The following is a 12,714-nucleotide window of genomic DNA, read 5'->3' on the forward strand; positions in this document are numbered from 1 at the left end:
GAAGCTGTCGATATGGGATATACATTTTTTGATACAGCGGAAGTCTATGTCGGCCAATATGCCGACGGCACGCCGGCAATTAATGAAGAACTTGTCGGCGAAGCCTTAAAGCCCATCCGGGACAAGGTCGTCGTCGCCACGAAAGGAGGGATCACCTTAGGCTCGCAGCATCACACCGTATCAGACGCATCGCCGGCTTCGCTGCGGCGTTCTTTGGAGCAAAGTTTACGGCGCCTCCAGACCGATACGATTGATCTATATTATCAGCACCGTCTCGACGCCGCCAGAGAACCTGAGGAAGTGGCCTATACGATGCAAACCTTTATCAAAGAAGGTAAAATCCGCCATTGGGGCATATCAAACGCCTCGCCCGGCTATATCCGCCGCGCCCATGCCGTTTGTCCCATAACAGCCATACAAGAACGGTATTCTCTCATGTATCGCCAGACGGCGCAGCTCTTTCCCCTATTAGAAGAACTGCACATCGGCTTCGTCGCTTATTCGCCCTTGGCAAACGGCTTTTTATCCGGCCTCTATAAAGGAACGGAGCAATTTGACAAAGAGCTGGACTTCCGCAGCTGGATGCCCCAGTACACGGAAGAAGGAGCGCAGAAAGCCAAAGAGCTAACCCATTTGCTCGCCGGTCTAAGCGTGGAAAAAGACGCGACGCCGGCGCAAATCTCCCTGGCCTGGATGCTCTGCAAAAAGCCCTGTATCGTCCCCATTCCCGGCACGACGAAAGCCAACCACCTTTGCGAAAATACCGAGGCCGCAGATATTATCTTATCGGAAGAAGACGTCAAAAAAATCGACCAGGTATTAGACCATTCCGAATTCAGCGTCTTTGCCCCGCACACAGAATCATAAAGAGACACTGCGCCATGAAAACGGCGTTAGCAGCGGGAGCTCCTTCCGGCATCGGCGTAAGCGCCGCCATGCGATTATGCCGGCCGCAGCAGCTGCATCAACGCCGTTTGACCTAGTACGACCAATACGCTATGGTCGCCCAAGCAATCAAAGACTTCCCAGACGATATAGCTAAGTCTATCGGACAAATTCCTATGCAGCACATAGCGTCTGTGTCGTAAATCACCGATACCCTCCTCACCGGGATATCCAGTAAAGAGGGTACATATCAGCTGTCGTTCCTTACGGCGGTTATTCTATTGGTTAAACTCATGATGAATGTTCAGCAAAGGAGAAATTTCTTATGGATTACTTGACGTTAAATGATGGAAATACTATCCCCGCCGTCGGATTCGGCGTATTTCTCATCCCCAACGACGGCAGCACCTACGACGCCGTGACGAAGGCCCTGCATCTCGGCTACCGCCACATCGACACGGCGGCGGCCTATTTCAACGAAGACGAAGTCGGCAGGGCCGTCTGCGACAGCGGCATCCCCCGCGACGAAATCTTCGTCACCAGCAAGCTCTGGCTTCAGGATTACGGCTACGACGCCGCCTGCAGGGGCATCGACGCGTCCCTGAAAAAATTGGGCCTCGACCACATAGACCTGTACCTGATTCATCAGCCCTACGGCGACGTGCCAGGCGCGTGGAAAGCCATGGAAGACGCGCAAAAAGCCGGAAAAATCAAATCCATCGGCGTCAGCAACATGACGCCTAATATCTGGAACCATTTCGTCCCCCAGTTCGACACGATGCCGGCAGTAAACCAAGTCGAATGCAACCCCTTCTTCCAGCAGAAGCAGCTGCGGGAAGTATTAGACGCCTGCGGAACAGCGCTGGAAGCCTATTTCCCCTTAGGCCACGGCGACGAAGCCCTCCTCGCCCATCCCCTCGTCACGGCCCTGGCCCATAAGTACAATAAGACAGCCGGCCAAATCATCCTGCGCTTCGAAGTACAGGAAGGCTTCGTCGTCCTGCCGAAATCGACCAATCCCCAGCACATGGCCGACAACATAGACATCTTCGATTTTTCCCTGACCGACGAAGACATGGCGCGGATGCGCAGCCTCGATACGGGAAAGGGCAGCCACGACCCGGAAACGCCGGGCATGGGCGACATGCTGCTGAAAGCATATAAGGTTCACGATTGAGCGCTACATATAACTTCGGTATCGGTAAAGCTCAATCATGTAAATCATGTCAACAAAACAGCCTTAGTCTGTATCGATAAGCAAATTATACATACCTATACGATAATAAGGGCAGCCGCACGAAGACGATGCTCATCTTCGGCGGCAGCCCTTATTTTTTGTTGTCAACCACATGGTAATAGCCTTGACAGAAAGCCATATATTAAATACAATGGTGTATATACACGATTAGGAGGAAATCATGAAGCGTTCCATAAGTCCCTGTTTTTGTATCAACCTGCGGCGCGCTGCCGGCGTCTTATCCGATTTCTATGACAAATCATTGTCAAAAGCGCAGCTCACAACAAGTCAATTTTCTTTGATGAAATCGTTAAGCCGCATACAGCCTTGTACCGTTACGGCGTTGGCCGATGAAATGGGGTTGGAACGCACGACGCTGGTCCGTACGATAAAGCCCCTTGCAGATCGCGGTCTGATACATAATTTAGCGCCTGCCAAAAGCCGCAATAAGCTATTGTCGCTGACAGAGGACGGGGACGCGCTTATGGAGTACGCAGCCTCGTTGTGGGAAGAAGCCCAAGGAGCCGTGAAAGCTTACATGGGAGCAGAGCAGATAGAAACCCTGATGCAGCTCCTGGCCCGGTTGGAAGAGTTCGGGGAATCCTAATCTCTCTCAGCAGCGCAGTACATAACGCACGGCGCAGACTAGTCAGGCTGCAGATTCCCACTATGCATGTAAGTATTTTCCGAAAGGAGACGATATGTATGAAGTACGAACATGAGCAGATTTATAAGGACGCCTTGTTATCGACGGCAAAAAGAATGTGTGCGGCGGCGCAAACGGCTCCAAAAGGACATGGCGTAGACTCTATTTTGACATACATTCTTACTGGCGATGAAAAAGAACAGCTTGCCTGTGAAATGGAGCGGCTTGGTACAGAATATATGGGAGCTGAGATGCCGACCTGGTATGGCCGAGATGCAAATTGCGTCCGCAAGGCCGGCGCAGTCGTCGTCATTGGAGCCAAACATATTCGCCGGGGCATGAGCCGCTGCGGGCAATGCGGTTTTGAAAACTGCGCAGCTAACGCTGCCGCCGGCGGCCGCTGCGCCGATACGTTTATGGATTTAGGCATCGCCATCGGCTCCGCCGTTTCCGTGGCCGGAGATGACCGCATAGACAACAGAATTATGTTTTCTATCGCTCAAACGCTGAGGCAAATGCCTGAATACGGCCCGGAATACGTCTGGTACGGGATTCCCCTTTCCATATCGTCGAAAAACATATTTATGGACAGAGGCATCACCCACAAGCTGTAACTACGACTAGCCTGCATATGATGGACAATTTAGGAAGGGGCCTGCGTAAAAAAAAGACGCAATTCTATAACGGGTTCGCTTGTTCACCATAGCTTTTACTCCTATGATTTTAAGTTTTACAGAAAACAGGCAGTTTCATTCGCCCATAAACCAGGGGCTGTCGCACGAAGATGAGATAATTCTTCTTCGGCGACAGCCCCTTTGATTGTATGCAATAGGCATCATTCCTCAGAACCGACAATATGCCGCTTGATAATGCCGATAAATCCCCGCACTGCCTCGGACGGCTTCTTAGCGTACAAAATCCCGTAGGAAACGCCGTAATCCAAATCGACGAGGGGCAGCGTAATCAGCGAGGGATGCACGCCTGCCCAGGCGTCCAGCGTCAAGAGGGGCAAGCCCTGCTGCCCGCAGAGATTGAACGTATCGACGTCGTAATAATAGCTTGCCTCTTCGATGATAATCTGGGGATGCTCCCGCTTCAGCAGGCGATGAAACTCGTCTATCTGCTCTGTATCGCCGCTTTTTACCATGACGACGCGCTCGCCGTGAAGGTCGTCCAGCGTCAGGGTCTTCCGCGACGCCAGGCGATGGCCTTCAGGAAGGGCGATGCAGAACCGATACGTCCCCAAGGGCAGGTAATTGGCCCTGGCCTGCATGCTGCGGGAGTTGAAGGAGCCCACTAAGACGTCGATGCGGTCGCCCAGGGAAGTGATGACCGACAGAATCTGTTCCTTCGTATCTTCATAGGGGACGATGCGGAACGTATAGTTCCCATAGGTTTCGCGCAGCGGAGCCCACAGGTCCGTCAGTACGTTGCTGGGATTGAGCAGGGAAGAGCCGACGCGGATCGTCACGCCGTCCCGGCCGCCGGCCTTCTTCGCCCGGGTCACGGCATCGGCGGCATAGGCGCGCATCTTCCGTCCGTCTTCATACAGGGAACGGCCTGCCGCCGTCAGCAAAACGCCCTGATTGTTCCGTATCAGCAGCGTAAGGCCCAATCGCCGTTCCAAGGCGTTGATCTGCTTCATGACCGACGCCGGCGTTACGAAAAGGCGCTGGGCAGCCTTGGAAAAGCTGCCGCTGTCTGCGACCTGTAAAAAGACTTGCAGCTGTTGACTCAGCACGATGTCATCCTCCCCTTCTGTGTAGTACACGAATTGTAGCACGCCCCTTAGCAGAGGTCAAGAAATTTGCGTCGTTTATTCCCGTTTCCGTCAAGGTATGCTATACTGATTAAACATACATACGAAAGGAAGCTTGTTACAGTATGGCTCTATCGGCTCTTTACAAAGGCATTCTATACTGTGTCCTCGGCGCCGTCACCTGGGGCGTCAACGGCACGGTCAGTCAATATCTCTTCACCCATTACGTCGTCGACTCGGCCTGGATTACGGCGCTGCGCATGATCGCCGCCGGCGTCGTCCTCCTAGTCCTGTTTTTTCCGAAGCAGCGGGCTGCCTTTTACGGCATGTTTCACGACCCGGCCAGTCTCCGCAATCTTCTCCTCCTGTCGATTTTCGGACTCCTGCTCTGCCAGTATTCCTATTTGACGGCCATCAAATATTCCAATTCGGCAACGGCAACGGTACTGCAGACCCTCAACGTCGTCCTCATGTCCTTTTTCCTGGCCGTCCGCTTCCGCCGCAGGCCGTCGGCCCGCGAGCTCGTCTCCGTCGCCCTGGCCGTTCTGGGCGTATTCCTCGTCGCGACGAACGGCAACCCGTCGACGATGGTCCTGTCTCCCCAAGGGCTGACGTGGGGCCTCATCGGAGCCGTCGGCTGCGTCGCTTACCCCACCCTGTCCCAGGGCCTGGCCATCCAGTGGGGCGCCGTGCCGGTCAACGCCGCCGGCATGATTATCGGCGGCTCCGCCCTCTGCCTGGGCGTGCAGGCCTGGGGCATGACGCCGGAGCTGGATGCCGTCGGCTGGCTCACCGTCGCCTTTATCATCCTCGTCGGCACGGCTTTGTCCTTTACGCTCTTCGTGCAGGGCATCCGCCTCGTCGGCCCGATGAAATCCACCCTCATCGGTACGCTGGAACCGGTGACAGCCGCCGTTGTCTCCGCCGCCTGGCTGGGCACGGCCTTCCATCCCGTCGAGCTCGCCGGCTTCGTCTGCATCCTGGCCACAGTCTTCCTCATCGTAGTACAATGGCCTTCCCGGTAATGTAAAGGAGGATTCCCATGCCTGCCAGCACCTTCGACATCAGAAACAGCATCCGCATCGCCGGAGCCTTCATCGCCTGGGTCATCGGCTCCGGATTCGCTACGGGCCAGGAAATGCTGCGGTTTTACGCCAGCTTCGGCCTCTATGGGTACGGGGCTGTCGCCGTCAATTTAGCCGGCTTTTTAGGAATGGCCTACTTGCTGATGCGGACAGGCTTCGAGCACAAAAAAGAACCGGGCTTTAATCATTTTCAATTTTTCTGCGGCCAAAGGCTCGGCCTCGTCTATACGTGGCTCATCATCGCCACGCTGATCCTGCTCATGCCGGTTCTCGTCGCCGGCGCGGGGGCGACCTTATACGAATATTACCGCGTGCCCCAGCCTCTCGGCTCCGCCGTCATGACAGCCCTGCTGCTAGCGGCCTATCTCATGGGCTTTGAGCGCCTCATCCAGGTTATTTCCTCTATCGGGCCGGTCATCATCGTCTTTTCCTTGAGCATAGGCTGCGGCGCAATCGCCGTCGATTACGGCCAATTTTCCCGCATAGGAGAGTACGAATCGGCTCTCGCCCCCTATCAGGCGGCCCCCAACTGGTTTCTGAGCGCCGTCCTGCACCTGAGCCTGAATTTTTTTCCGCCCAGCATGTACTTCACCCGTCTGGGCGTCTCCGCCTCATCCAAGCAAGAGCTGCGGGCCGGCGCGTTCCTGGGAGCCTTCGTCGTCATCCTCTGCATCGCCGTCATGACCACGGCCATCCTGCTGAACAGCAGCGCCGCCGCAGGGCTGGACGTCCCCGTCCTGTACCTGGCGCAAAAGCTCCATCCCCTGCTGGGCACGGCCTTTTCCATCACGCTGCTCTTGGGTATTTTTTCTTCGTCGTCCGTCATGATGTGGTCCATCTGCAGCCGCGTCACCCGCTGGGGAAAGAAGGGCAACGTCGCCTTTGCCGTCGCCGTCGCCCTGTTTACCTACGTCGTCAGCCTCTTTTCCTTCGGCCGCTTAGTCGCCGTCCTCTATCCGGCCATCGGCTACGCCGGACTGCTCTTTATTGCCAGCGTAGTATACAAAAGCTTCAGAAAATAAGATATGCAAAACAGCGTATGTCCGCTCCCCTTTTCATCGGACATACGCTGTTTTTTACGTCATATAATATTATATTCTATAATACAGCAGCTTAATGGTGAGCCGGAGCCGGTACGGCTTCCGCTACGGCGGCCTTCCGCGCTTCTATAGCGTCCATCCTGCGGGCAAAGATACCAGCCAAAATGGAACCCGTGACCTGATGAATAGCCGCGCCGATGGCTGCGGGAATCGCCACGGCCGGAGCGAAGAATACCGACACGAGGGAAATAGCCAGGGCGTCGTTCTGCATACCCACTTCCAGCGTAACAGAATGGCGCTGCCGCTGTCCCAGTCCCAGCTTGCCCGTGACGAAGTAGCCGATGCCGAAGCCGAACAGGTTATGAGCCAATACGATGAGAACCATAAAGAAGCCCAATTCCAAAATCTTTGCGCCGTTGACGGCGATGACGCCGCCGACGATAGTCAGCACGCCGAAGGCCGAAACGAGGACCAATACCTTGGACAACGAAGCGATATGCTTTTCACCGATGATTTTGTGAACGATCAGGCCGGCGGCCAGCGGCACGAGGATAACCTTCATGACCGTCATGGCCATGGCCAGGAACGAGACTTCGACCCACTGGCCTGCCAGGGCCCAGACGATAAAGGGCATCATAATCGGCGCCAGCAGCGTCGAAACTGTCGTAATCGATACGGCCAGAGGGACATCGCCCTTGGCCAGAAAGCTCATGACGTTGGACGCCGTGCCGCTGGGGCAGGAGCCGAGCAATACCATGCCGACAGCCAGCTCCGGTGTCAGGTCAAAGGCCAGCACCAGGGCGTAAGCCACGATAGGCATAATCGTGTAGTGAGCCGTGCAGCCGATGAGCACTTCCTTCGGCCGCTGGATGACCAGCTTGAAATCCCTGGCGTGCAGGGTCATGCCCATGCCGAACATGATGATGCCGAGAAGCGTGACCGTATGGGGTACAGACCATAAAAACGCGCCGGGCATGAAGTAGGCCCAAACGACGACGAGGAAGACGATATACGTCAAATACCGCCCTACAAATCCACTCAGCATTCCAATCCATTTCATCATACAAAAAACCCCTTTCTTTACCCCTATCTTACGTATAACGAACAGCAAAACGGCGATTGGCGAAAAAAAAAATACTTTGCCTCAAAAAAGAGACAAAGTATCATATACTCTGCGGTACCACTCTCGTTGCCCAAAAGGCCCCCTCGTCGGCATCTCCGGAAACTCCATTCAATGCCCGGCATGATAACGGATGCCTGCCGGCTGCGTCTACTAACTTGAAGGATAAGCGTTCGGGCAGCTGCTCCTGGGCGACTTCCTGCAGCGCTTCCATCCCGCCTCTCAGCATACGGCCGGTTCTCTGTAATTTCTGCGGCAGCAGTACTATTCCCAATCAACACTGTTTTGTATTCGTTGAAGCCTATTATACGCTTAAATCCTTCAAAGTCAATACATTTTTAAAATTTTACGAAGTTTACTAAATAAATTAATCGCTTAACTTTATATTTTAAAGTCAGTAAAACGTATCATCTATCCGGCAGCGCCGAAGGGCGGAGGCCCGTCAATCCTTGTTCAGCTGCTCGTCGAGCATATCCTGGCTGACGTCGTCCAGCTCGCTCAGCAGCTTGATCTTCAAGCGCGTAATGCGGAGATTTTCCACTTCTTCCACGTAAATTTCCGCCTTGGGCAGCTTGACCATCTGGCCGGCTTCGGGCTGCGTGTTGAGCTGCGTGTAGACCCAGCCGCCGATAGTATCGCACTGCTGGTCTTCCAGCTCCAGCTCGAACAAGTCGTTTACGTCTTCCAGCAGCATCTTGCCATCGACGGAGTAGATCTTATCGGTCTTTTCCTCTACCTCCGGCCGTTCCTCGTCAAATTCGTCCTGAATATCGCCGACGAGCTCTTCCAGGATATCTTCGATCGTCACCATGCCGGCCGTACCGCCGTACTCGTCGATGAGGACAGCCAGCTGCTTCCGTTCCTTCTGGAGCTGGCGCAGGAGCTTGCTGATAGGCATGAAGACCGGCACTTCCAGCACGTCGCGGGCCAAGGTCCGCAAGTCCGATTTTTTCCCGTCCTTTAAGGACCGCAGCAAGTCCTTGATGTGCAGGAACCCGATAATGTGATCCTTGTCGCCGTCGCAGATAGGGTAGCGGGTCATGCGCTCGTTCAGGGCCGTCTCGACGCAGTCGTCGAAGCTGTCGTCCAGATACAGGCAGACCATATCCGTACGGGGCACCATGATCTCGCCGGCGCTGCGGTCGGAAAAATCGAAGACGTTGTCGAGATAGGTCAGCTCGCTTCTGTCGATATAGCCGTATTTATAGCTTTCCTTCATCAAAATGCGGATTTCTTCTTCGTTATGAGCTTCTTCCGCCTCGCTGGCAGCCTGTATGCCCATGCGGCGCAGCGTCCAGTTGGCAATATGGTTCAGCGTCCAGACGGTCGGGTACATGAGCTTGTTAAACCAAATCAGCGGGCGCGATACGAACAACACCACGGCTTCGGTCTTCTGAATCGACAGGGATTTCGGCACCAGCTCACCCAATACGATGTGCAGGGCCGTAATCAGAGAAAAGCCGACGATAAAAGCCAGCGTGTGCTCCAGCTGTACGGGCACCTGGAAAAAATGAAACACCGGCGCCAGCATCTTGGCCACAGCAGGCTCGCCGATCCAGCCCAGCCCCAGGGAGGCCAGGGTAATCCCCAGCTGCGTCACCGACAGGTAGGCGTCTAAATGCTCTGTCACCGTGCGGGCGTATACGGCGCTCTTATTCCCTTCCTTAAGCAGCGTATCGACTCGCGACGGACGCATCTTGACGATGGAAAACTCCGACGCTACGAAGAAACCGTTCAGCATGACTAAGGCTAAAATCAAAATGATGTTGAAAGTTATCTCAAAATAATCCAAGTACAGCGTTTCCCGAAGGAAACAGTCACCTCCGCTCAAAAAGCAAATAGTATTAAAAAGAAATATCATTTTTATTATATCATATAACGCAAAGGCTTCAAAGGGGCGGTACGATTACAAATTTGCATAGCTGTCTTTGGGAAGCGTGATTCTTTGTCCCTGCCATTTCCTGCCATGGCCAGCCCGAAAAAACTATTTGAAAATTTTACTTATATGCGTATAATTGTGTATAATATACATGAGAAAGGATGGTTTGCTTATATGATGATTGATAACGCAGAAGGCCTCGTATTCCGGCCGCCCAGCGAAGCGCGCAGCTTTATCCTGCGGGTGACTATCGGCTGTTCCCATAATATGTGCACGTTCTGTGCGATGTACAAAGATTCCAAATACCGCGTCCGTTCCCTCGAGGAAATCGACGGCATTATCGAGCGGGCCGCCCAGGCCTACCCCTTCGTGCGCCGCGTCTTCCTCGCCGACGGCGACGCCCTCGTCCTGCCGACGGACGATTTGATCCATATTCTGAAAAAATGCTATGCTACGTTCCCCAATATTAACCGCATCGGGGCCTACGCCACGCCGGCCGACCTGAACCGCAAATCGCCGGAAGACCTGAAGCGCCTGCGCGAAGCCGGCCTGGGTATCGTGTACATGGGCATCGAAAGCGGCGACGACGAAGTCCTGCGCCACGTCAAGAAAGGCACGACAGGCGAGCTGACTATCAAAGCCGGCAAAAAGGCCCTCGACGCCGGCATGAAGCTGTCGGCCATGATCCTCATCGGCCTGGGCGGCAAGGAGCGGACAAAGGAGCACGCCCTCCATACGGCAGAAGTCGTATCGGCCATCAACCCGACCATGCTCAGCGCCCTGACCCTCATCATCCCCGGCAACGTGCCGCTGTACGAAGAAGTCGTCACAGGCAAGTTTACGCCTCTCACGGCCCGGGGCTTCCTCGAAGAGCTCCATATGATTCTGAGCCATACGGACATGAAAAATCCCTGCATTTTCCGCAGCAATCACGTGTCCAACCTTGTCCCCGTCGGCGGCACCCTGCCGATGGATAAGGACGCCATGCTGGCTACGCTGGAACGGTATATTCCCCGGGCCGACAATGTGCGTCCCCTCTTAAACGACACCGGTAATTTCTGATAGGAGGTCTTTCCTATGAAAAAGTTCCTGCTTCTCATCCTGGCATTGTTCACTATGACGGCGTCAGCCTTCGCCGCTGACAGCGAGCCGCGCTTTGACAACATGCGCACGGCCCTCATCGTATCTACGACGCAGCGGGGAGCCGAAGCGCAGTACATGCTGAAACGGCTGAGAGAACCGTTCCGCATCCCCTACTGGGACCGCGTAGAGGCGCAGGAACAGCTCGCTCCCGACGGCATTACCATCGACGCCATGCGGGCTTTATCGGAAAAATACAACGCCGACATCGTCGTCGTTCCCGTCGTCCAGACCTGGTATTGGCGGCAGTATCAATTCTTCTTCCGCTTCGACGGCGAAATCGTGACGGACTGCGCCTATTACCTCTCGGTCTACGCCTACGACCGCCAGCAGGACACGCTGAAGAGCTACAGCTCCCGCGGCCGCGAACGGGAATCGGCGTCTATCCTCAACAATCCTTACGAAATCTTAGGGAAGGCCATGGACGAAGTCCTGGCCAAACTGCCGTACAAGCGGATTCCTACGGACATCGAAGCCGTCCGCGGCAGCATTTCCAAGCTGGACGTCAAGACGACCGAAGGCGGGGCAAAGATCATTACCAACGAACTGCCTATCCCCGTAACGCAATAACACGACAAAAAATCGGAGCAGACACTTTCGTCTGACTCCGATTTTTTTATTGCATCCTATTTTCCAAAGGCCCCTTCGACTCGTTTTAACAAGGCTGGAATATCCAATCCCTGCGGGCACTTGGCCAGGCATTGGCCGCAGTTCGTACAGGACGAAGCCGGGTCGCCGCGCTGGATCGGCGACATGGACGTCGTGTAGTCGAACATGGCCCGTTTTAAATCCTTGTGGAGCAAATAGTTGTTGTACACGTAGGCAAAGATATAGCCGATGGCTACGTTTTCCGGACAAGGAATACATTGATAACAGCCCGTGCAGTCGATATGACCCGGCGTTTCGCGGTAGGCCCGGATCGCCCGCCCCAGGGCTTCCCGTTCGTCCGGCGTCAGCATGTTGGGTTTGGCCTTTGCAGCGTACTGCAGGTTCGCTTCTACGTCCTTCATAGAGCCCATGCCGCTGACGGCGACGCTGACTTCAGGAATATCCCACAAGTAATCCAAGGCCCATTCGTTGTCGGGCTTATGGATGCCCGTCGAGGCCAGGGCCTCGCGCATGGACTCAGGAAGGTTCGCCAAAAAGCCCGTCCGCGCCGGCTTCATGACGGCCAGGCCCATGCCGTTTGCCGCCGCGTATTTCGGCCCCAATACGCCGGCCTCGTATTCATAGTCCAGATAATTGTGCTGAATAAGGCAGAAATCCCAGTCCGCCGCCTCGACGACCTCCTTAAACAGCCCCAGCCGGTCATGGAAGGAAAATCCCATGAAGCGGATTTTTCCCTGAGCTTTCAGCTTTTCTATCTTTTCAATAAGGCCGAAGGGAATGACCTTTTCCTTCCAGCCGCGGTGCATGATCATATGGATATGGTAAAAGTCGATGACGTCCGTGCCGATAGCCTGCCGCGATTCGTCAAACATCCTTTCAAAATCGTCGGGCGACTCCATAATCCACCACGGCGACTTCGACGTGACGTACACCCGGTTGCGCCAGCCCTTAGCCAGGGCCTTGCCTACGGCCAGCTCGCTCTGTCCGCCCAGATACACCCGCCCCGTGTCGATGTAGTTGACGCCGCCGTCGATGGCCCGATGGACCATATCGACGGACTGGTTCATGTCGACGGTCTTGCCGTCGGCCAGCATGGGCAGGCGCAGCATGCCGAATCCCAAAGCCGATACCTTGACGCCGGTCTGGCCCATAGGCCGGTACTTCATCTTAGGATTGTAGTTCAATATGTCTTTGCCGTCTTCCGCATCGCTTCCCGCCTTATCCTTGGCCAAGGCCGTCGGCCCCATGACCATGCCGGCGGCGACGGTCAGGGCCGCGCTTTTGAGAAAATCTCTTCGGTTCATCGCCATCTGT

General features: G+C 55.0%; 12 protein-coding genes. 8 read left to right on the forward strand and 4 right to left on the reverse strand.

What is annotated here, in order from left to right; all coding sequences use genetic code 11:
* The 4 genes from E0L13_RS08085 to E0L13_RS08100 all read left to right on the forward strand — a co-directional run.
* The coding region (locus E0L13_RS08085; protein WP_168061609.1) for an aldo/keto reductase at positions 1-867 on the forward strand (867 nt) is incomplete at its 5' end.
* A gap of 343 nt (positions 868-1,210) precedes the next feature.
* Positions 1,211-2,062 (forward strand): aldo/keto reductase, encoded by an 852-nt coding sequence (locus E0L13_RS08090; RefSeq protein ID WP_168061611.1) that lies wholly within the window; start codon positions 1,211-1,213, stop codon positions 2,060-2,062.
* A gap of 241 nt (positions 2,063-2,303) precedes the next feature.
* The gene (locus tag E0L13_RS08095; protein WP_168061613.1) at positions 2,304-2,729 is read left to right on the forward strand and encodes a MarR family winged helix-turn-helix transcriptional regulator; all 426 of its coding nucleotides are present in this window, start codon (positions 2,304-2,306) and stop codon (positions 2,727-2,729) included.
* Positions 2,730-2,827: 98 nt separating this feature from the next.
* Complete coding sequence (locus E0L13_RS08100; protein WP_168061615.1) at positions 2,828-3,382, forward strand: DUF2148 domain-containing protein; 555 nt, start codon at positions 2,828-2,830, stop codon at positions 3,380-3,382.
* Between the two features lie 221 nt (positions 3,383-3,603).
* Here the strand turns inward: E0L13_RS08100 and E0L13_RS08105 are convergent, their stop codons facing one another.
* On the reverse strand, positions 3,604-4,509 hold the full coding sequence (locus E0L13_RS08105) for a LysR family transcriptional regulator (RefSeq protein ID WP_168061617.1): 906 nt from the start codon (positions 4,507-4,509) through the stop codon (positions 3,604-3,606).
* A 143-nt stretch (positions 4,510-4,652) separates the two neighbouring features.
* Between E0L13_RS08105 and E0L13_RS08110 the strand changes: the two genes are divergently transcribed.
* Both E0L13_RS08110 and E0L13_RS08115 read left to right on the forward strand, forming a co-directional pair.
* Positions 4,653-5,552 carry a DMT family transporter gene (locus E0L13_RS08110; RefSeq protein WP_168061619.1) on the forward strand — a complete coding sequence of 300 codons (900 nt, stop codon included), beginning with the start codon at positions 4,653-4,655 and terminating at the stop codon, positions 5,550-5,552.
* Between the two features lie 17 nt (positions 5,553-5,569).
* The gene (locus tag E0L13_RS08115) at positions 5,570-6,634 is read left to right on the forward strand and encodes a hypothetical protein (RefSeq protein WP_168061621.1); all 1,065 of its coding nucleotides are present in this window, start codon (positions 5,570-5,572) and stop codon (positions 6,632-6,634) included.
* Between the two features lie 91 nt (positions 6,635-6,725).
* On the opposite strand, the gene E0L13_RS08120 is transcribed toward E0L13_RS08115, so the two are convergent.
* Complete coding sequence (locus E0L13_RS08120; RefSeq protein ID WP_168061623.1) at positions 6,726-7,715, reverse strand: bile acid:sodium symporter family protein; 990 nt, start codon at positions 7,713-7,715, stop codon at positions 6,726-6,728.
* A 499-nt stretch (positions 7,716-8,214) separates the two neighbouring features.
* Positions 8,215-9,564: a hemolysin family protein gene (locus E0L13_RS08130; protein WP_206081590.1), complete on the reverse strand. Its 1,350-nt coding sequence runs from the start codon at positions 9,562-9,564 to the stop codon at positions 8,215-8,217.
* A 261-nt stretch (positions 9,565-9,825) separates the two neighbouring features.
* Here E0L13_RS08130 and E0L13_RS08135 point away from each other — a divergent pair, with 261 nt between their 5' ends.
* On the forward strand, positions 9,826-10,713 hold the full coding sequence (locus E0L13_RS08135) for a radical SAM protein (RefSeq protein WP_168061629.1): 888 nt from the start codon (positions 9,826-9,828) through the stop codon (positions 10,711-10,713).
* 15 nt (positions 10,714-10,728) lie between these two features.
* Entirely contained in the window at positions 10,729-11,361 is a 633-nt protein-coding gene (locus E0L13_RS08140) for a hypothetical protein (RefSeq protein ID WP_107196220.1), read from the forward strand.
* A 56-nt stretch (positions 11,362-11,417) separates the two neighbouring features.
* Here the strand turns inward: E0L13_RS08140 and E0L13_RS08145 are convergent, their stop codons facing one another.
* On the reverse strand, positions 11,418-12,710 hold the full coding sequence (locus E0L13_RS08145; protein WP_206081591.1) for an aldo/keto reductase: 1,293 nt from the start codon (positions 12,708-12,710) through the stop codon (positions 11,418-11,420).
* Positions 12,711-12,714 lie beyond the last annotated feature (4 nt).

This window comes from Megasphaera sp. SW808 (assembly GCF_012027795.1).
Lineage (GTDB): Bacteria > Bacillota > Negativicutes > Veillonellales > Megasphaeraceae > Megasphaera > Megasphaera stantonii.

Bases quoted from the DNA above. Each gene is read 5' to 3' on its own strand.
- E0L13_RS08090 (WP_168061611.1), top strand. From the start codon at position 1,211: ATGGATTACTTGACGTTAAATGATGGAAATACTATCCCCGCCGTCGGA.
- E0L13_RS08095 (WP_168061613.1), top strand. From the start codon at position 2,304: ATGAAGCGTTCCATAAGTCCCTGTTTTTGTATCAACCTGCGGCGCGCT.
- E0L13_RS08100 (WP_168061615.1), top strand. From the start codon at position 2,828: ATGAAGTACGAACATGAGCAGATTTATAAGGACGCCTTGTTATCGACG.
- E0L13_RS08110 (WP_168061619.1), top strand. From the start codon at position 4,653: ATGGCTCTATCGGCTCTTTACAAAGGCATTCTATACTGTGTCCTCGGC.
- E0L13_RS08115 (WP_168061621.1), top strand. From the start codon at position 5,570: ATGCCTGCCAGCACCTTCGACATCAGAAACAGCATCCGCATCGCCGGA.
- E0L13_RS08120 (WP_168061623.1), bottom strand. From the start codon at position 7,715: ATGATGAAATGGATTGGAATGCTGAGTGGATTTGTAGGGCGGTATTTG.
- E0L13_RS08135 (WP_168061629.1), top strand. From the start codon at position 9,826: ATGATGATTGATAACGCAGAAGGCCTCGTATTCCGGCCGCCCAGCGAA.
- E0L13_RS08140 (WP_107196220.1), top strand. From the start codon at position 10,729: ATGAAAAAGTTCCTGCTTCTCATCCTGGCATTGTTCACTATGACGGCG.
- E0L13_RS08145 (WP_206081591.1), bottom strand. From the start codon at position 12,710: ATGGCGATGAACCGAAGAGATTTTCTCAAAAGCGCGGCCCTGACCGTC.